16 protein-coding genes are annotated in these 16,915 nt (G+C 70.6%); 8 read left to right on the top strand and 8 right to left on the bottom strand.

All coding sequences use genetic code 11. From position 1 onward, the window contains the following. Positions 1 to 117 precede the first annotated feature (117 nt). Together GXP74_RS36470 and GXP74_RS36465 are read left to right on the top strand one after the other, a co-directional pair. Positions 118 to 696 (top strand): hypothetical protein, encoded by a 579-nt coding sequence (locus tag GXP74_RS36470; protein ID WP_182455481.1) that lies wholly within the window; start codon positions 118 to 120, stop codon positions 694 to 696. A gap of 8 nt (positions 697 to 704) precedes the next feature. Next, positions 705 to 2,249 carry a serine/threonine-protein kinase gene (locus GXP74_RS36465; protein WP_182456891.1) on the top strand — a complete coding sequence of 515 codons (1,545 nt, stop codon included), beginning with the start codon at positions 705 to 707 and terminating at the stop codon, positions 2,247 to 2,249. Between the two features lie 85 nt (positions 2,250 to 2,334). Here the strand turns inward: GXP74_RS36465 and GXP74_RS36460 are convergent, their stop codons facing one another. Genes GXP74_RS36460 through GXP74_RS36450 form a run of 3 tightly spaced genes read right to left on the bottom strand, consistent with a single transcriptional unit; the run spans position 2,335 to position 5,956 of the window. After that, positions 2,335 to 4,191 (bottom strand): hypothetical protein, encoded by a 1,857-nt coding sequence (locus tag GXP74_RS36460; RefSeq protein WP_225448445.1) that lies wholly within the window; start codon positions 4,189 to 4,191, stop codon positions 2,335 to 2,337. Then, positions 4,188 to 5,663 (bottom strand): hypothetical protein, encoded by a 1,476-nt coding sequence (locus tag GXP74_RS36455; RefSeq protein ID WP_225448444.1) that lies wholly within the window; start codon positions 5,661 to 5,663, stop codon positions 4,188 to 4,190. Before GXP74_RS36455 ends, GXP74_RS36460 begins: the two co-directional genes overlap by 4 nt. Beyond that, on the bottom strand, positions 5,660 to 5,956 hold the full coding sequence (locus tag GXP74_RS36450) for a chaplin family protein (protein ID WP_182455480.1): 297 nt from the start codon (positions 5,954 to 5,956) through the stop codon (positions 5,660 to 5,662). Before GXP74_RS36450 ends, GXP74_RS36455 begins: the two co-directional genes overlap by 4 nt. A gap of 367 nt (positions 5,957 to 6,323) precedes the next feature. Here GXP74_RS36450 and GXP74_RS36445 point away from each other — a divergent pair, with 367 nt between their 5' ends. Beyond that, positions 6,324 to 7,622 carry a carbohydrate-binding protein gene (locus GXP74_RS36445; RefSeq protein ID WP_182455479.1) on the top strand — a complete coding sequence of 433 codons (1,299 nt, stop codon included), beginning with the start codon at positions 6,324 to 6,326 and terminating at the stop codon, positions 7,620 to 7,622. 523 nt (positions 7,623 to 8,145) lie between these two features. Here GXP74_RS36445 and GXP74_RS36435 read toward each other — a convergent pair. After that, positions 8,146 to 9,699 carry an alpha/beta hydrolase gene (locus tag GXP74_RS36435; RefSeq protein ID WP_182455478.1) on the bottom strand — a complete coding sequence of 518 codons (1,554 nt, stop codon included), beginning with the start codon at positions 9,697 to 9,699 and terminating at the stop codon, positions 8,146 to 8,148. A gap of 97 nt (positions 9,700 to 9,796) precedes the next feature. Here GXP74_RS36435 and GXP74_RS36430 point away from each other — a divergent pair, with 97 nt between their 5' ends. Continuing rightward, a complete protein-coding gene (locus GXP74_RS36430; protein WP_255528197.1) occupies positions 9,797 to 10,648 on the top strand; it encodes a MerR family transcriptional regulator in 852 nt (283 codons plus the stop codon). Between the two features lie 343 nt (positions 10,649 to 10,991). Here the strand turns inward: GXP74_RS36430 and GXP74_RS36425 are convergent, their stop codons facing one another. Next, a complete protein-coding gene (locus tag GXP74_RS36425; protein WP_182455476.1) occupies positions 10,992 to 11,849 on the bottom strand; it encodes a hypothetical protein in 858 nt (285 codons plus the stop codon). A gap of 404 nt (positions 11,850 to 12,253) precedes the next feature. Here GXP74_RS36425 and GXP74_RS36420 point away from each other — a divergent pair, with 404 nt between their 5' ends. The 4 genes from GXP74_RS36420 (at position 12,254) to GXP74_RS36405 (ending at position 15,060) form a co-directional block, all read left to right on the top strand. Beyond that, positions 12,254 to 12,829, top strand: coding sequence for a Uma2 family endonuclease (locus GXP74_RS36420; protein ID WP_182455475.1), 576 nt, complete (start codon positions 12,254 to 12,256; stop codon positions 12,827 to 12,829). A 297-nt stretch (positions 12,830 to 13,126) separates the two neighbouring features. Then, entirely contained in the window at positions 13,127 to 13,447 is a 321-nt protein-coding gene (locus tag GXP74_RS36415) for a ribbon-helix-helix protein, CopG family (RefSeq protein ID WP_182455474.1), read from the top strand. Positions 13,448 to 13,491: 44 nt separating this feature from the next. Further along, the gene (locus GXP74_RS36410) at positions 13,492 to 13,893 is read left to right on the top strand and encodes a hypothetical protein (RefSeq protein ID WP_225448443.1); all 402 of its coding nucleotides are present in this window, start codon (positions 13,492 to 13,494) and stop codon (positions 13,891 to 13,893) included. A gap of 651 nt (positions 13,894 to 14,544) precedes the next feature. Further along, on the top strand, positions 14,545 to 15,060 hold the full coding sequence (locus GXP74_RS36405; RefSeq protein WP_182455472.1) for a hypothetical protein: 516 nt from the start codon (positions 14,545 to 14,547) through the stop codon (positions 15,058 to 15,060). Between the two features lie 219 nt (positions 15,061 to 15,279). Here GXP74_RS36405 and GXP74_RS36400 read toward each other — a convergent pair whose 3' ends face one another. The 3 genes from GXP74_RS36400 to GXP74_RS36390 form a co-directional block, all read right to left on the bottom strand. Further along, the gene (locus GXP74_RS36400; RefSeq protein ID WP_225448442.1) at positions 15,280 to 15,732 is read right to left on the bottom strand and encodes a hypothetical protein; all 453 of its coding nucleotides are present in this window, start codon (positions 15,730 to 15,732) and stop codon (positions 15,280 to 15,282) included. Between the two features lie 29 nt (positions 15,733 to 15,761). After that, positions 15,762 to 16,106: a hypothetical protein gene (locus GXP74_RS36395; RefSeq protein ID WP_182455470.1), complete on the bottom strand. Its 345-nt coding sequence runs from the start codon at positions 16,104 to 16,106 to the stop codon at positions 15,762 to 15,764. Between the two features lie 251 nt (positions 16,107 to 16,357). Next, positions 16,358 to 16,822 carry a hypothetical protein gene (locus GXP74_RS36390; RefSeq protein WP_182456991.1) on the bottom strand — a complete coding sequence of 155 codons (465 nt, stop codon included), beginning with the start codon at positions 16,820 to 16,822 and terminating at the stop codon, positions 16,358 to 16,360. Between the last annotated feature and the right edge of the window lie 93 nt (positions 16,823 to 16,915).

The raw sequence follows: 16,915 nt of genomic DNA, 5'->3' as shown, positions 1-16,915 counted from the left end.
GCGGGTGAGGGGGCGTCCCGGGCCGGGACCGGGATCGGTACGCTCTGCCCAGCGCCGAGGCGGTCACCGCCCCGGACCGATCCGCCCCCGCCCCGCCCCAGCACCAGGAGCTGTGTCATGAACGGCCCCGGCCCGATACCGCCGCCGCGCCGCGGCCCGGCCATGCGGGTGGTCGTGGTGCTGTGGCGGGTCGTGCTCGCGCTCGTCCCGCTGGTGACCATCGGCATCCTCGGCTGGGTGCCGCTGGCCTGGCTGGCGGTCACCCGCCGCCGGACGCAGGACTGGGTCATGGTCTTCCTGACGGCGTTCCTCTGCACCGGTTCGCTGTTCCTGGGTGGCTACACCGACGACTACGACAACTGGCAGACCAATGTCGGCGTCGCCGCGCTGCTGATGCTGGCCGTGTTCTGCACGGTGTACTTCCTCTTCAACGACCTGCGGCGGCGGGGCGAGCGCCGTCCGACGGCACCGCGGCACCAGCCCTACCCGCCGTACCCGCAGCACCCGCCGTACCCGCAGCACCCGACCGGGTACGGCACCGGCCCGACCCCGCCGCCACCGACCCCGCCGCCACCGGCCCCGATCGCGCCACCGGCCCCGATCGCGTCCGGCGGCCGGATCGACCAGGTCCGGGCGGAGCTCGACGAACTCAGCGCCTACCTCCGCGAGCACCACCGGGAACAGGAGAGCCGTTGAACGGCCGGATGATCGCCGGGCGCTACGAGCTGGTGTCGCTCATCGGCCAGGGCGGTATGGGCCAGGTCTGGCTGGCCCGGGACGGTCACCTCGACCGGAAGGTCGCGGTGAAGCTGCTCCGCCCCGACCGGGCGGCCCGCTCGGGCGACGACGGCGACGAGGTGCGCCGCCGCTTCGTCCGCGAGTGCCGGGTCACCGCCCAGGTCGACCATCCGGGGCTGGTCACCGTGCACGACGCGGGCGGTGACGGCGACGACCTGTACCTGGTGATGCAGTACCTGGACGGCGCCGACCTGGCCGACCACCTGGCGGAGCACGAGCCGTACCCATGGCCGTGGGCGGTCGCGGTCGCGGCGCAGCTGTGCTCGGTACTGGCCGCGGTGCACGCCGTCCCGGTGGTGCACCGGGACCTCAAGCCGCGCAACGTGCTGATCCACCCGGACGGCACGCTGACCGTGCTCGACCTCGGCGTCGCCGCGGTGCTGGACGCCGACACGACCCGGCTCACCCGCACCGGCTCGCCGGTCGGCAGCCCCGTCTACATGGCCCCGGAACAGGCCATGGGCGGACCGGTCGGCCCCGCCGCCGACCTCTACGCGCTCGGCGTGGTGCTGCACGAACTGCTCAGCGGGCACGCCCCGTTCACCGGATCCTCGGCCCTGGGGGTGCTGCACCGGCACGTCTACGAGCAGCCGGTGGCGTTGCGCCAGGTCCGACCGGAGGTACCGGAGCCGCTGGAGGAGCTGGTGCTCCGGCTGCTGGCCAAGGACCCGCGGGAGCGTCCGGCGAACGCGCAGGAGGTCTACCGGGTGCTCGCCCCGCTGCTGCCGGTGCCCGCCCCGCCCCGCGCGGCCGGACCGGGCGTACCGGCCGGACCGGGCGGACCGATGGATCCCACCCGCCCCTTCCTCCGCCCGTACGCCCCCTGGCCGGACCGCACCCCGGCCCCGGCCGGACCGCCGCTCCCGGCCGTGCCGCCCGCTCCCGCCCGCCCCGACGCCGTCGCCGCCGCCGTGGACGAGGCGCGACGGCTGCTCGACGCGGGCCGGATCACCCAGGCCGTGGACGTCCTCGGCGGCATCCTGCCCGCCGCGACCGCCGAGCACGGCCCCCGCTCGCCGATCGTCCGCATGCTGCGCAAGCAGTACGCGGCGACGCTGATGGAGGACGGCCGGTTCCCCGCCGCGCTCCCCGAGCTGCGTCGCCTGGCCGAGGAGCGCGCGGCCGAGGCCGGACCGGCCGACCCGCAGGCGCTGCGCTTCCGCTACGAGGCCGCGCAGTGCCTGGAGCAGCTCGGCGAACCGGCACCGGCGCTCGCCGAGTACCAGGCGCTGCTGCCGTACGCCGAGCGGCAGGCCGCCGCCGACCCGGCGTTCCCGCTGGAGCTCCGCCGCCGCGCCGGCCGCCTGCTGCTGACCATCGGCGACCGCCCGGCCGCCCGGGAGGTGCTGCGCCGCCTGCTGCACGACGCGGAGCGCGCCCACGGCCCGCACGCCCCGCTGACCACGGAGACCCGCCGGACCCTGGAGTGGCTGGACCAGCTCCCCGACTGACCGCCGCTGACCTGCCGCGCGGCAGCCATGACACCCGTCGCCGGGCCGTCCCGGGCGTCCCGGCCGGGAGGGCCTTCGACGCCGGTCAGCCGGTGGCTCCCGGCCGTGTCGGTTCGGGCCACGGGAAGCCGAGGGCCTCGGCGTGCGCGCGGCTGCCTCCGCGGACCCGCGCGTAGGTCTTCGGGTCCTGCTCGGCGAGTCGCCGCAGCGCCGCAGCGGCCTGCGGCTCAGCAGGGGTGCCGTCGTCGGGGATGCTCCAGATGAACTGCAACCAGGGGCCCTCCCGGTCCTGTTGCCCGGCGGCGAGTCCAGGCCAGTAGGTGAAGCTGACGGTGGCCGTGTCCGGCCCGTGGAAGTCGGTGCCGATCCAGCCGACCCTGCTGTCCCACCGGGTGAGCAGATCCGGTTGGTCGCGCAGCCCCGCCGCGATCAGCCGGGCGGTACTGCGAGCCGGCCAGGTCCAGGACCGGTCGTTCTCAGCCCGTTCGATCTCGGCGTCGTAGTCGGCAGCTTCGAAGCGGTACTCGGGGAGTTCCGGGCGTGGGCGCCGTGTCGGCGGGCGGCGCCAGTCACGCCAGACGACCTGGTCGCCCTCCCTGTGGATGGTCACGTGGAGCGCGCCGCAGCAGCCCTCGGTGCAGTACGCCTCCGCGAGTTGCACCTCCCGGGGCTCGACCGCGGCCCGCAGGCGGCCGCTGTCCAGCAGGTACTCGGGGGAGTGGGCCGGTCCCTTGCCGAAGGCCTCGGGCACCAGCGGCCGCCCGTCGATCAACAGGCGGGCCTCGACCGGGTCCGGGTCCGCCGGGTCCCGCACGGTGGTCTCGACCCGGAGCCGTGGGGCCGTCGGGGTGCCGCGTGACGCCGTCGCGTGGCCGAAGGGTTGCCTCGCCGCGCGCCGCATCCAGTGGACCCGGCGGCGTTCACCGGGATCCTCGGGCTCGGCCTCCGGGACCGCTGCCCAGGACGGCGTACTCAGGACGGCGTCCAGAGCGTCCAGCAGGGCCTCCCGCTGACCCGGCCGCCAGTCGAGAAGCACGCTGGGGCCGCTGTGCAGGTCGAGGGCGAGCGACAGGAGGACGGCGTAGTGGTCCACGGTCGGAGGCAGTTGCCAGGCGCGGGCGACGAGGGCGAGACAGCAGGCGTTGGCCTGCTGGTAGTTGAGGATCTCGGGCTGGTAGTCGCGCGGTCCCGTCATCCGGCAGAGGAGACGACCGGCCTGGGCCAGCACCCGGGTGTCGAGCCGCTCCTCGCCGAGGACGTCGGCCAGTTGGACGGCCTCGGCGATCCTGCGGGCGGTTGCGGGCCCGACGGTGCCGTGGTCGAGGGGGGTCCGCAGCAGCCACCCGCGTGCCTCGGCGTCGTCGCGCGAGGCGATGGCGTCGATCAGCCGGCGCAGGTCGGGGTGCCTGGTGTTGTCGGCCAGCCAGACCAGGGCGGCCGTCGGGCAGTCGAGGGCGTTGAGCGCGGTCACCACGGGGCGGGCCAGGGCCCGCAGCAGGCCGAGGACCCTCAGGTAGGGCACGTCCTCCGGCTCACCGAGTCGGCCCAGGAGGGCGATGCCGACGTTCACGGTCAGCGTGCTGGTGCCGGTGCGGGCCAGCTGGCGGCCGAGGGCACGGGCTGCCGCTGGGTCCTCCAGGGGCAGATCGGTCAGCGCGCCTTGGAGGTGACGGTCCCGAACGGCCAGCTCGTGGAGCCTGCGGTGGACCTCGTCGGCCGCACGGACCGGGTCCGGATCGGACAGCAGCGGAGTGAGGGCCTCGCGCACACTGGCATGGGCCTCGCGCCAGTCCAGCTTCCCGGGTATCCGCGGGGGCTGGTCCGGCAAGGGGTAGCCCCCGTGGGGCGACCGGCCATCGGTCCGCGACTCGTACAGGCGCAGCGCGTAGGCGTACAGGGAGGGCCGAGGGGCGGGGATGCCACCGCCTGCCTGGGCGCTCATCGGGCGGGGTGGGACTCGATTCCATAGGTCATACCGCGGAGCCTGCCACGACCGGCTGGTCGTTGGCCAGTGGGTTCGTCCGGGCTCGGCGGCGCCGTGGTCCTCGACGAGCCGGGCATCCCCGGGGTGGGACAGGCCGTCCCCGCTGGTCGGGGGCGGGCGGCGAGGAGGAGGTCCTCGTAGGCGTGGTGGCGGCGGGTGGTGGTGCGGTGCCGCAGCAGACCGGCCGCGCGCTCGTGTTCGCCCGCGTCGACGAGGGCGCGGGCGAGGGTGTCCTGGATGATCTCCCGCTCGACTCGCACACCGCCGATCCGCTCCGCCTGCCGACCCAGGCCGGTCAGCAGCTCCACCGCCGCGCGGGGACGGCCCGCGGTGACTTCGGCGAGGGCCCGGACCACCGGTGCCAGGACCTCGCGGTAGTCGGGGCGTTCGTCGGCGGCGGCCCGGCGGGCCAGCGTGTACAGATCCTCGGTCGCCGCCTCCACCGCCAGGGCCAGGGCCAGATTGAAGGTGTGGAAGACCTCCGCCATCCCGCCCGGTGCGGCCAGCAGCTCCCGGACCTGCCCCGGATCGCTGTGGCCGGCCGGTGTCTGCCCGGCCAGCAGCAGGCGCCAGTTCGTCGCCGACCGCATGCCGACATCCGTCCGGGCCAGTGCCGCGTCCGCCCGGCGGCGCGCGTCGGGGAAGTCGCCGCCGGCGATCGACTGCAACGCGGCATGCCAGTTCAGGTGCCGTACCTGCACCGCCTGCGGGTCCGCGGCCAGCCACCGGTCCAGGAAGTCGACCGAAGCCGGGCCGCTCCCCAACTCGTGCTCGGCGTGCGCGAGGGCGTGTGCGGCCACACCGGAGCGCGGACACAGGGACAGGGCGTGCCCGGCCAGCTCGTACGCCTCCCGGACCCGGCCCTGCTCCGCCCGGGTGGAGGCCAGCCAGCTGGTCCACGGCCAGTTGTCCGGGCCCGCCAGCGCGGACTGCTCCTGCACCAGGGCGTCGCCGTGCGCGCGGTAGGCCGGGTCCCCGCTGGAGGAGAAGGCCCCCACCATGAGCCCGGCCAGCTGGTCGGCCGGCCACCGGGCGAAGTGCACCACCAGGTGATCCGCCGTCAGCCGGTACTGCCGGTGGGTATGGAGGTACACCGCGTACACCACACTCGCCTGCTGCTCGCCGACGGCCCGCGCGTCCCGGTAGGCGGTCTCCAACTCCCGCTTGAGGGTGGCGTCGTCCAGGTGGTCAGCGGTCGCCAGCGTCAGCAGCGCCCGCGCCACACCGCAGTCCGGCTCGGCGCCCACCCACTCCCGCAGCAGCGGCAGCGCCCGCCCGCTCAGGGCCAGCAGCCCTGTCACCGCCTGGTCGCGCACCGAGCCGACCGCGTCCCCGACCGCCCCCGCCCCCACCCCCGCGACCGTCTCCGCGACCGCCCCCGCGACCACCCCCGCCCGCTCCGGGACGGCGGTGCCCCGCTGCCCGGTCATACGGAGGACGCGAACACGGCGGTGCAGATGATGCCGCTGTTGCCGCAGTGGTTGCGCGGCAGGCTCAGCGGGAGGCCGACCTGGTTGCCGCCCACCGCCCCGGTCCCGGTCGCCGTGGAACCCGTGGTCTGGGTGCCACTCTGGGAAGCGCACGCGTTGCCGAAGACCGCGTTCCCGATCCCGACGACGTTCGCCTGGGCGGCACCGGCCGGAAGCAGCGCCACCCCGGCCACCGCACCCAGGACCGCGGCCCGCACCCCCGCCCGTCCCGCGCCCCATGTCTCCGTGCCCATCGCGCTCCTCCTCCGTCCGGGACCGGATCCCGGCGCCTGTGCAGACCGCGCCCGGCCGGACGAACGACAGGGCGTACACGGACCAACGAGTGAACCCCGGCCCGGACACGCGTGCGGCACGACTCTCCGTCACGGCCAGGGGCACTGGTCACAGGACCGGCCAGGCGTCACGTCCCCGGTGGGGGAGTTCCGACCGTCCTGGCCGTCCTGGCCGTCCCGTGCACCGCACGTGACGCTTGGTCTGTACCAATCCATGTGAATGGTCTTGACCAATGGGTTCGCCGCACGTACAAAGTGGTCACCCTGCCGGTCCACCGGCTCGGCGAAGTACCCAATCGCCACAGCTCCTCTCCCCTTTGGAGGGTTCATGCGGGTCGGAAGACGGATTCTTCACACAGCGCTCACGGTCGGCTCGGTGTTCGGGCTGGCAGTCGGCGGATCGGTGCTCGCGGTGGCCTCGGCGCCCGCCGCACAGGCGGCCACCACGTGTGCCACGGCGTGGAGTTCCGGCACCGTCTACACCGCCGGCCAACAGGCCAGCGAGAACGGCACCAACTACACCGCCAACTACTGGACCGAGGGCAACGACCCGGCGACCAGCAACGGCGGAAGCGGTTCCGGCCAGCCGTGGACGTCCAACGGCGCGTGTACCGGCGGCGGATCCTCGGGGGGAGGCGGCGGCGGGGGCGGCGGAGGCACCGGTACCGGCACGGGTTCGGTGAGCGGCCTGCTCTTCAGCCCGTACAAGGACGTCACTATCAACATGAACTGGAACACCTACCAGATGCAGTCGGCCGCGTCCGGGTCGGTCCTGCCGGTCGTGGGTTCCGGGAGCCTGGTGTCGCAGTACATCCCGAAGCTGCCCGCGCTCACGCTCGCGTTCGCCACCGGCTCCTGCGGCAGTGAGACCTGGGGAGGCGTCTCGGGTGCCAACTTCGCCGCGGAGAACGTGCCCCAGCTCCACGCCGCCAACCTGAACTACGTGGTGTCGACCGGCGGTGCGGCCGGAACCTTCACCTGCGCCTCGACGGCCGGCATGGAGTCCTTCATCGCCCGCTACGCCAGCCCGAACCTGGTCGGCATCGACTTCGACATCGAGGGCGGCCAGAGCGAGTCGGACATCTCGAACCTGGTCGCCGCCGCCGCGGGAGCGCAGTCCCAGTACCCGAACCTGCAGTTCTCCTTCACGCTCGCCACGCTGGGCGCGTCCGACGGCAGCTACGGCGGAGTGAACTCGCTCGGCAACGAGGTCGTCCAGGCGGTGCGCGGATCCAGCCTGAGCAAGTACGTCATCAACCTGATGACCATGGACTTCGGCAACGCGTCCAGCAGCGTGTGCGTCGTCTCCTCCGGCAGCTGCGAGATGGCGCAGTCGTCGATCCAGGCGGTGCAGAACCTCGAACACACCTATGGGATCCCGGCGAGCAAGATCGCCGTCACCCCGATGATCGGCATGAACGACGCCACCAGTGAGACCTTCACCGCCGCGGACGTGAACACGCTGTCGTCCTACGCGGTCAGCAACGGCCTGGCCGGGCTGCACTTCTGGTCGCTGGACCGGGACACGCCCTGCTCCGACTCGTACGCGTCCCCCACCTGCAACTCCCTCTCCAGCACGACCCCGCTGGAGTACACCGACAAGTTCCTTAGCGCTCTCGGAGACTGACGAAGCACCAGGCAAGCCGCGCACGAACAACCGTGCGCGGCCCGCCTGTTCACCGGGAGCGGACGACTGCGTCCTTCGCCGCTATCGACGCTGCCATTGCGCTGCCATTGCGCTGCCGGGACCGAGGATCTCAACCCGAGGAAGAAGCCGGATCCCGTGGACGGCCTGGTGGAGTGCCCTCTCCAACCAACTCCGAACTGAGATCTCGGTGTTCGTTACCCTTCGCCGTCATCACTGTTGACCGGCGGCCGTGTCGAAGAGTTCGCCGACCTCGGCTCGGCCGCCGTCGGCCAGCCAGGCCTCGAAGGCGAGCGCTGCGAACGCTCCGATATCGGCGAGCGCGATCAACTGCTCGGGAACCTCCGGCGCGAACGGGCTCGCGAGCGTCCCGGTCCGAACGCCGAACGCGGGGTTGGCGTAGTTCTCCGTGAACGAGACCGGTGTTCGGTCCCAGCCTTCGGACCTGCCACTGCTGGCGGCTACTCCTCGGCTCCGAAGACGTGAGGGACGCTGCGCTCCCCGCTCAGTCGTTCAGCCGCGTGAGCACCGCCTGCATCGCGGACAGGACAGCCTGGCGGGACTCCTCCTCGTAGTGGAGCCCCCCGTCCATGGCGCGGCTCTCGAAGCCGTGGTGGCCGTGGGGCACGTCGATCACTTCCACGGCTGCCCCGGTGTCCTTCGCTACCGCGAGGAACACGTCGACGGTCTCGGCGATCTCCGGGCTCTCCAGGCCCGCGCGGGTCAGCACGATCGGCGGAGGAGCGGAGTCCGGCAGAGCGGAGGCCGGTTGGAAGCGTGGATCGACGCCGGTCCAGCCCGGCAGCGGGGCCAGGATCGGGTAGGTCGCCGCCAGACAGCGCAGCCAGGGTGCGGGCGTGGTGAGGTAGTCGGCCAGGAGCAGCCCTGCGCCTGAGAAGAACCAAATGGCGATCCGGTCCGGGTCGACACGTGAGTCGGCGCGTAGCAGGTTGACTGCTTCGGCGACGTCCTCCGCAGCGGTCGGGTAGTCGGAGGGCGAGTGGAGCCGGTGCTCCAGGACCGCGCCGACGACGCCCTGGCTCGCCGCGTGGCGAGCGTAGCCGAGGTAGACCGGCCAGTCGCGCGGGGCGGGCACCATGTCCCGGGGCAACGGACCACCGTGCACGAAGAGCACGGCAGGACGCGGGCCGTCGATGGTGGGTGTCCCAGGCACATCGGACGTCTGCGGCAGGTGCAGGTCGACCCGGCCGATGCGGACCCGGGGGCACTCGGGCGTGTCCAGGAGAAAGGCGCGTTCATGCAAAGGCCTGGTCGGGGTCCGGGTGATCCGGTGGCCATTGCCGGCGGCGGCGCTCAGCAAGCATGCGGCCAGTTCGTCCGGGCAGGAGAGCATCGGCCAGTGCCCGGTCGCCAGCTCGAAGAAGCCGACGCGTGGGTCGGCCAGCACCTGGAACTGAGGCATGCCCACCGACACCAGGTTCTGCACGCTCGCTATGGTCACCCCGGCCGCCGTGCAGAGGATGCCACTGGTCGGCACTCCCGTGAGCGCGCCGGTCAGGCGCAGCGGCTGGGTGAGGGTGAGACCGGGCTGCGGCCCGGCGAGGTTCGACAGACGGTCCAGGTCCGCATCGGAGAGGCCGGTCGTGTTGCCCCACCGCTGCCACTCGCCGGGTGCCGGCGGCGGTACCGGCGCGTCTGGCCGTTCCCGCAGCAGCGTCCGCACGGTGAGATCGGGCACCAGGGCAATCGGTGCGTCCCCGTCGAGCGGCAGTCCCGCGTCCAGGTAGATGACCCGGTCCACCCGGTCCACCCGCTGCTGGGCGGCCCCGAGGACAGGATGGATTCCGTAGTCGTGGCCGACGAGGACCACCCCCGGGGCCGCGACGGAGTCGATCAGTCCCGTCACATCCGCGATATGGGTCTCCAGGTCGACGGCTGCGGGCGGATGGGCGGCTGCGCCGCCCAGGCCGGTGAGCGTGGCCGGGTGCACCTCGGCGCCCGCCCCCCGCAGTCGGACCGCCACGTCGTCCCAGAGGGTGCCGTCGGTGAACGGGCCCGAGACCAAGATGAATGCCTGCGTACGGTGGTTGGTTCGCATGCGAGTACCGTAGAAACTCCCCTTGCTGGAGGTTCAAGCCTTGCCACCCCACGATTTTCTGAGCATCGGTGAGCTTGCCGAACGTGGTGGAGTCAGCGTGAAGACCGTCCGGTTCTGGTCCGACCAGGGGCTGCTGCCGGAGGTGGACCGTAGTAGCGGCGGCCATCGCCGCTACGCGCCGGAGGCGGTCGAGCGGCTGCGGCTGATCCGCTCGCTGCGCACGCTGGACATGCCGCTCCCAGCGGTCGCCCGAGTCCTCGACGGTGAGGCCGATGAAGATCTGCACGCGGCGGTGGCGACGCAACTGGGCACCGTGACTGCCGAACTGACCGCACTGCGCTGGCGCGAGGCGGCGCTGCGGCTGCTGCACGAGGCGGCGCCAGACCAGCGGGTCGAGTTGCTGCGGCTGGTCGGCGCCCTCGGCGCGCGCCCGAGTACGGACACGTTCGTGCGCTACTGGCGTCGCCTGCTGCCCACCCGACTGTCCGTCAGACTGACAACCGCCATCATCGACTCAGCGGTGCCGCCGCTGCCGGTGCAGCCTTCGCCGCAGCAGGTGCTGGCCTTCGCTCGGCTGCATGCGCTCACCGGGGCAGTGACCGACGCTTGTCTGGTCGATCATCGTCCCGTAGTGCCCCGGCCCGACGTCCTCTATGACGGCCTGAGTGAGGCCTACGAGTTGGCGGTTCCCGCCCTGCGCGCGGGGTGCGGACCCGCCGAGGGCGAGGCATTGGACTGCTTCGTCGCCGCCTACGCGCGCTCGTACGGTCAGTCGGACACGCCCGCCGTTCGGCGGGACCTCGGCCGTGCGTTGGCGCGGGGCGAGCACCCGGCGATGCGGCGCTACTGGCAGCTCGCCGGGGACCTCACCCCGCAGCCCACCCTCGGCGCCGCCCACGCCTGGCTCAGCTCCGCACTGTCCGCCCAGCTCGCAGCCGAAGCGGACTGACCGCGACCGCGTGTCCGCCAGCCGCAAGCGGACAGCACCCGGGCATCACGGCCCTGATCCAGTCCGTCTGCTCAACCACCAGAGGAGACCCCCCAAAGGTCAGGGCCACGTCAGGCAGTAGAGCTGGTGCCCCGCGTCCTGGCGGCGGCTGGCGACGTCCTGCCACTCGTGGAGCCATTCGCGCGAGCGCCGCGCTGACCTGCGACGATGCGGAGAAAGTGCCGCTGATCAGCGAAAACAACCAACGGCCCCCGAGGGAACTGCCCTACTCCCTCCTTGGCTGCGATGTCGACGAGCGTGTCGTCGCGCAGTACCGCGAACTCCTCTGCGAGAGGGCGCTTCGTCAACGGGTCTGAAGCTCTGCGACGATTCGAGCCGCCTCGCGTCGAGCGGGCTCAACCCGGGGATCCTCGGGATGGGCGTCGGCGCCGGCGAACTTCGAGCAGACGAACAGGCTCATCAGCTTGCCGTCCCGGCTCTCCAGATCGCCGCGCCGCTCCTGACGCACACGGTCGGCCAGAGCCGGGACCGCGAGCGAGCTCCCCCACAGCGATGCGGAATCCAATCCGAGCGGCGCGTTCCCCCAGTCCTCCCAGTCGAACAGGCAGAACTCCGGACCGCTCACATTGGCCCAGTTCAGGTCCGCGTGTGCGGGAATCCACCTGCTGACCGTCGTGTCGAAGCCGCCGCCGAATGCGGCTCGGATGGCCTCACTGACGACAGCCTGCGTGATCAGCACCGTGTCCGGCGTGGCGACGCGCGTCGTGCGCCCAGCGGCCAACGCGTCCAGCGAGGCGTTCAACGCGCGCCACCAGGAGTCGGACAGCTGCGGATGAGCGGCGAGCACGCTGGATCCAACCGGCTCTCCGGGGAGGAGGGAGGTCTCGTCGGCCCGCCACATCGCCGACTCCGCCCCGTCGTGCCAGGAGACGGCCGACCGCCATTCGGGCTTCGCGATCCCATCAAGAACCGCCGCGCATTCGGTACCGTTCCAGCCCTGGGTGCCGATCCGGTCGAGCTCTCGGCGTTCGATCCGTACCCAGCTCCCACGGTCGGTGCGCGCTCCGACCGAACGACGCTTGCGCACTACCGTTGCCCGGTCCAGGCGCACTTGAAGGGCCTCTTCGACACGCTCCAAGACGCTGCCGACCGCCTCAACCCGCAAATCAACGGCAGCGCCGCCGGAGACCGGAACCGTCATGCCAGCGACCGTAGCAGCGGGTGGGCCCCCACGGCCCTGCGCAAGGCCGGGTTCACCGACGGTATGAACGCTTGAGGAGAAGCTCAGCTCAGAGGGTCCGCTGACCGGCCGCCGGTGATCACCGAGAGACGGGGAACCCGCAGGTCAGACCCACATCAGGTAGTAGAGCTGGTGGGAGGCGAAGTCCTGCCACTCGTGGAGCAAATGATCACCCCAGGCCGCTGACCTGGGATTTCGGTGTTCAGTACCTTGCACTGTTCATGGTCGTTTTCCGTTCCCATGTGCAGGCGATGTGCACGCGCTAGTTCGACGCGACGAGATGCTCCGCAGTAGACCGGACCCTGATCGCGCGAGAGCGATACCGTGGAGCGAATCGAGACTGCTTGGGGCAGGGGGGTGACCTCATGAGCATCACAGCTGATCATCGTCCACAGATGAGCGTCGAGGAGTTCGAGGAGATCGCGGCCCACACGCCCGAGACCGTCACCTTGGAGTTCATCAACGGGAAAATCGGAGTGAAGGCAGTGCCTGACGGTGACCGCGGGGCGATCATCATGTGGTTGCTGCGGCGGTGCATGCAGAGTCGTCCAGAGCTGGACCTGCACATCGAGCAGGGCCTGCGGGTGGACGCCTACCGATCCGGCCACGCCCGCCCGGACGGCGTCCTCGCGCCGATCGCCCACTTCGCCGGGCAGGGTGAATGGGCTGATTCGCAGGGTGCACTGATGGTGGTCGAGGTCACGTCCTATGATCCCGACACGGACCGACGCGACCGCGTCGAGAAGCCGGCGGCCTATGCCGAGGCGGGCATTCCGGTGTACCTGCTGATCGACCGGGACACCTGCGAGACGATGGTGCACACCGAGCCCGAGGGCGGGAAGTACCGCAGCATCCGGTCCGATGTGTTTGGGGCGAACGTCGTGATCCCCGGACTGGGGATCACCCTGGAGACCGAGATCCTCAAGCAGTACGTCCGCTGACCTTCCTTCGGCTCAGGGCTACATCAGGCGGTAGAGCTGGTGGTCGGCGTCGTGCGGGCGGGAGGCGAAGTCCTGCCACTCGTGGTGGTATTTGCGCTGGCACCGCGCTGACCTGGGGCGATTCTGCTGAAGTGCCGCTGATCAGCGAGAACGGCCTTTCGTGGTCTTCGCGGGTCGGCGGTACTTCTCGCGCGTCGATGCACTGGAAGTGCCCTGGGTGATCAGGCGCTTCGCCGACGTGGCCGCCTGGGCTGGGGTCACCTCAGCTGTCGTATTACGGCGTGTTACGATTTTGCCATGGCGAAGACGAGGATCTCCATCAGCCTGGATCTCGATCAGGCCGAACGCATCAGGCTGGCCGCAGAGGAAGGCGGTCAGGATGTATCTGCCTTCGTGGTTGCGGCCGCACTCACCGAAGCCGTCCGCCGGGAGCGCATCGCCGCGTCCTTCGCGGATATCGACGCGGCCATCGCCGCCGCTGAGGCCGAGGCGGAGTCCTTGGACTGGTCGTCTGCGGGCGACGCACCCGCAGACGAGGAGTCCGCTCGGATCCGGGAGCAGGTTGCGGCAGCTCGATCCCGGGCGGCAGCCACTCGTTCCCGTCGGAACGCGGCGTGAATCGGGGCTGCCCGACGTGTCCTGATGCTGATTCGCTCGGTGACGTGGTGTACGACGCGGGGATGCTGATCGCGCTCGCGGAGCCTGGTGACCGGCGAGCCCGAGTGCTGCACGCGGAGTACTGCCTGACCGGGCGCCCGGTCGTTCCTGCCCCCGTGGTCGCTCAGGCGTGGCGCGGAGGTGCCCGCACTGCTTACCTGGCGCGGGCCCTCAAGGACTGCGCGGTGGTGTGTTGTTACACCGAGGCGGAGTGGCGCAGGGTGGGTGAACTGATCGGCAGGGCGGATCTCAATCCGAAGAAGAAGCCTGATCCAGTGGATGGCCTGGTCGCGCTCACGGCCGTAGAGATCGATGCGACGATCGTCGCCACCTCGGACCAGGACGACATCCAGGCCTACCTGGATCAGATCCACGGCAGCCAGGCGATCACGGTGATGGGCGTCTGACCCGATCGCGCCTTCACCAATGGTGAAACGGGAGGCCCCACAGACCCGCGTCCCGGGACATTGAGAGCTTCCGCCAAGGGCCGAGCAGAACGAGCCAGGCGGCTGAAACTCGGCTGTCGTGACCTCAAGGCGCCTTGCGGGTCATCTGACAGGCTCTCGCGCCAGCTCGAACAGTCCCCTGAAGAGGCTCCAAACCAGCAGGTCAGGGCCACGTCAGGCAGTAGAGCTGGTGGCCGGCGCCGTGGGGGCGGGAGGCGAAGTCCTGCCACTCGTGGAGCAAATGATCACCCCAGGTCGCTGACCTGGGGTGATCCGCTCAAACGGGCGCTGACCTGGGATTTCAGTGTTCAGCACCTTGCACTGTTCATGGTCGTTTTCCGTTCCCATGTGCAGGCGATGTGCACGCAGTGCTCTCCCGCCGGTGGCGCTTCACGCTGGCTCTACTTCGGTGAGGGCCAGCCGATTGACGTCACAGGGTTCAACCACCTGAACGGGGAAGGTGCTGTCGTCGGTGAACCGCAGGTCGAAGACTGGGCCGAGCGACATGAGGAAGTCGAAGGCCTCATGTTCTGTTCGTAGCGGTCCATGCCGCGGAGCATTCCTGAGTGCGGTCGCCCGGGGAAGCTCGATAGAGGCTGTCAGGATGTGCGCATGTTCGACTTCGGGCTTCCCGGTTACCGGCCGCAGTGGCTCAGCGGTATTGCCGACATCAGCTCCGCGCACGCTGGTGGTCTTCGTACGCTGGTCGGCCGAACGCTGACTTCGTCCTGGCTGGTCTGGGACCTGGAGGACGATGCGTGGTTTGCCGATTGTCCCGTTGTGCTCGACTTCGACGGGCCGCAGGTCCAGATCCATCACCGCAAGCTGGACGATCTGTCGATCACGTGGGACGGGGTCGACGTGCGTGCCCCGGTCAGTTGGCCCGGAACGGATCCGGAATTTCGGCTCGCTTGGCGAGACGACGCGGTGCCGGCTCTCACCGCACTGCGCGGTCGGACGGTGACGGGAGTCGAGTTCCTCGAATGGCTCGGTCCAGACGCCGCCGGTGGCATGGTGGCGGTCAGCTTCATCCTCGGTGACCGGAGGATCACGGTCCACAACGCGCTGGACGAGAACGGTTTGGCCTTCGGTCTGCCCGAGCCCTCCTACCGCGTCCACCGGCTATGAGGATTGGTGTAAACCGGCTGCCCCTAGCGTGCGTAGGGGACGGAGCCGGCAAGCGATCTCGACCCCTGCCACTCGTGGAGCTGTTCGCGCGGGCACCGGGGCTGACCTGTGACGATGCGGTGAGAGCGCGGCCGATCAGCGAAAACGACCTTGCATCGATTTCGCTGGTCGGCGGCGCTCTGCGCTCATGTGCCCTGCCGTGAACGCACTGGCTGGTCGTCAGACGGCGACGAGGCGTACGTCCTGAGCGTTGAGCGCCGACAGGTAGGCGCTGATGTCGTCAGGGTCGCTGGTGAAGACGACTGCGCTGCCGTGACGGATTGCTGTGATGGCGACCAGGGCGTCCACGACATCCGGGCGCTTCTTGGGCGGCAGATCGGCGGTGCCCAGGGCTCCGCCGATGCGATGCCACTCGGCCAGGTCCGGGGGTGTGCTGCAGAGCAGGCATACGGATTGTCCGGCGGCTGTCGGGCGCAGGGCGCCGGGTGAGCTGCGCGCGTGCGGGATGGTGCAGTCCCGTAGGGCAGTTGCCAGTGCGTGGAGGGTACTTGGGGTGGGGCGCCAGACCTGTCCCAGGACTGGTCCCGGCACGATTGCACGGTGCGGGGTCGCCTTCATGCCTTCGTGCAGGCGGACTGCCTTGGCCTTGCGATCGGCGAGCGCGATCAGCATGCCGGTGTCGTAGACGGGGACGCGGGCGTTCACGCCGCGTGGCCGGGGTGCTGCTGCCGCCCTCGCGGCTGAGCGGGCCGGTCGGAGCCGTAGACGAGCTCCATGGCCTCCTCGACCTCACGTCGCTCCTGTTCGGTGAGGTCGTCCTCGGCAACGTGGGGCAGCTCGGGCAACTCCGATGCTTCGGCTTCTGCTGCGGCGATCACTGCATCGATGGAGGTGAACTGATCCTCCAGTGCATCGGTCTCGGCCATCTGCCGGGTCGCGGCATTGACGAGGTAGGCCGAGACGTCCATCCCGGCGCGGTCGGCGTGCGCTCTGATCTGTTCGGCGTGCGCTGCGTCGAGGCTGATGCTGATCCTGGTCTTCGCCATGACTTCAGTGTATGACGCGTATTACGGGATGCCAAGCTGCTTTTGTCCGGGTGCTGAGCAGGACGGAATCGGGGGCCGAATCCCTTGCGGTGTGCACTCAAAGTGCCCTGGGGGGACAGCCGACAGGCCTCTGGCTGACTCCGTACCTCACCCCGAGGAGACGACTAACCCGCAGGTCAGGGCCACATGAGGCAGTAGAGCTGGTGGCCGGCGTCGTGGAGGCGGGAGGCGAAGTCCTGCCACTCGTGGAGCTATTCGCGTGGGCGATGCGCTGACCTGCGGAAACGCACCGAAAGTGCCTCTGAGCTGCGAAAACCATCTTTCATGGTTTTCGCTGTTCGGAGGCACTTTTCGCTATCGTGTGCCCTGGATGTGCCCTGGTGATCCTCACTCTCGCTTTGTTGTTGGCCCCCCTCAGCCTCGCCTGAGGGTCGGGCCACTGCTTCGCGGGCCGGGCGAACACGTTCCGGCGTACCACCGCCTTCCGCAAGGGCTCCAGCATGCACAGCACGTAGGTCCTCGCCCCTCGGATCTTGTCGGATCAGCGCGCGTCGTTGTCGGCGCAGGCCCCAGGCGCCCAGCGCGGTGACCAGCGCCACCGCGAGTCCGCCGAGGAAATCCGGCACTGCAGCCACCAGCAGCTCCGGAATGCCGCCCAGATGGCTGGTGCATACCTCGCCGATCGCCTGGACTGCCTTGTTGACCTCTTTCGCCATCGCAGTACGCCTCCACAGCTCGGAACGCCTCACGGTCGTCTCGACCGCGCAGCCAGCGTGCTCGGCGCGGGCGGTGCCCCCAACCTGCGCTGG

The organism is Streptacidiphilus sp. P02-A3a, from assembly GCF_014084105.1.
In the GTDB taxonomy this organism is placed as follows: domain Bacteria; phylum Actinomycetota; class Actinomycetes; order Streptomycetales; family Streptomycetaceae; genus Streptacidiphilus.
Note: the sequence above shows the minus strand (reverse complement) of the source record. Positions and strands in the feature narration are given on the sequence as shown.

Bases quoted from the DNA above. Each gene is read 5' to 3' on its own strand.
- GXP74_RS36425 (WP_182455476.1), bottom strand. From the start codon at position 11,849: ATGACGGTTCCGGTCTCCGGCGGCGCTGCCGTTGATTTGCGGGTTGAG.
- GXP74_RS36400 (WP_225448442.1), bottom strand. From the start codon at position 15,732: ATGCTGATCGCGCTCGCCGATCGCAAGGCCAAGGCAGTCCGCCTGCAC.
- GXP74_RS36420 (WP_182455475.1), top strand. From the start codon at position 12,254: ATGAGCATCACAGCTGATCATCGTCCACAGATGAGCGTCGAGGAGTTC.
- GXP74_RS36465 (WP_182456891.1), top strand. From the start codon at position 705: ATGATCGCCGGGCGCTACGAGCTGGTGTCGCTCATCGGCCAGGGCGGT.
- GXP74_RS36390 (WP_182456991.1), bottom strand. From the start codon at position 16,822: ATGGCGAAAGAGGTCAACAAGGCAGTCCAGGCGATCGGCGAGGTATGC.
- GXP74_RS36435 (WP_182455478.1), bottom strand. From the start codon at position 9,699: ATGCGAACCAACCACCGTACGCAGGCATTCATCTTGGTCTCGGGCCCG.
- GXP74_RS36460 (WP_225448445.1), bottom strand. From the start codon at position 4,191: ATGAGCGCCCAGGCAGGCGGTGGCATCCCCGCCCCTCGGCCCTCCCTG.
- GXP74_RS36405 (WP_182455472.1), top strand. From the start codon at position 14,545: ATGTTCGACTTCGGGCTTCCCGGTTACCGGCCGCAGTGGCTCAGCGGT.
- GXP74_RS36415 (WP_182455474.1), top strand. From the start codon at position 13,127: ATGGCGAAGACGAGGATCTCCATCAGCCTGGATCTCGATCAGGCCGAA.
- GXP74_RS36455 (WP_225448444.1), bottom strand. From the start codon at position 5,663: ATGACCGGGCAGCGGGGCACCGCCGTCCCGGAGCGGGCGGGGGTGGTC.
- GXP74_RS36450 (WP_182455480.1), bottom strand. From the start codon at position 5,956: ATGGGCACGGAGACATGGGGCGCGGGACGGGCGGGGGTGCGGGCCGCG.
- GXP74_RS36470 (WP_182455481.1), top strand. From the start codon at position 118: ATGAACGGCCCCGGCCCGATACCGCCGCCGCGCCGCGGCCCGGCCATG.
- GXP74_RS36395 (WP_182455470.1), bottom strand. From the start codon at position 16,106: ATGGCGAAGACCAGGATCAGCATCAGCCTCGACGCAGCGCACGCCGAA.
- GXP74_RS36445 (WP_182455479.1), top strand. From the start codon at position 6,324: ATGCGGGTCGGAAGACGGATTCTTCACACAGCGCTCACGGTCGGCTCG.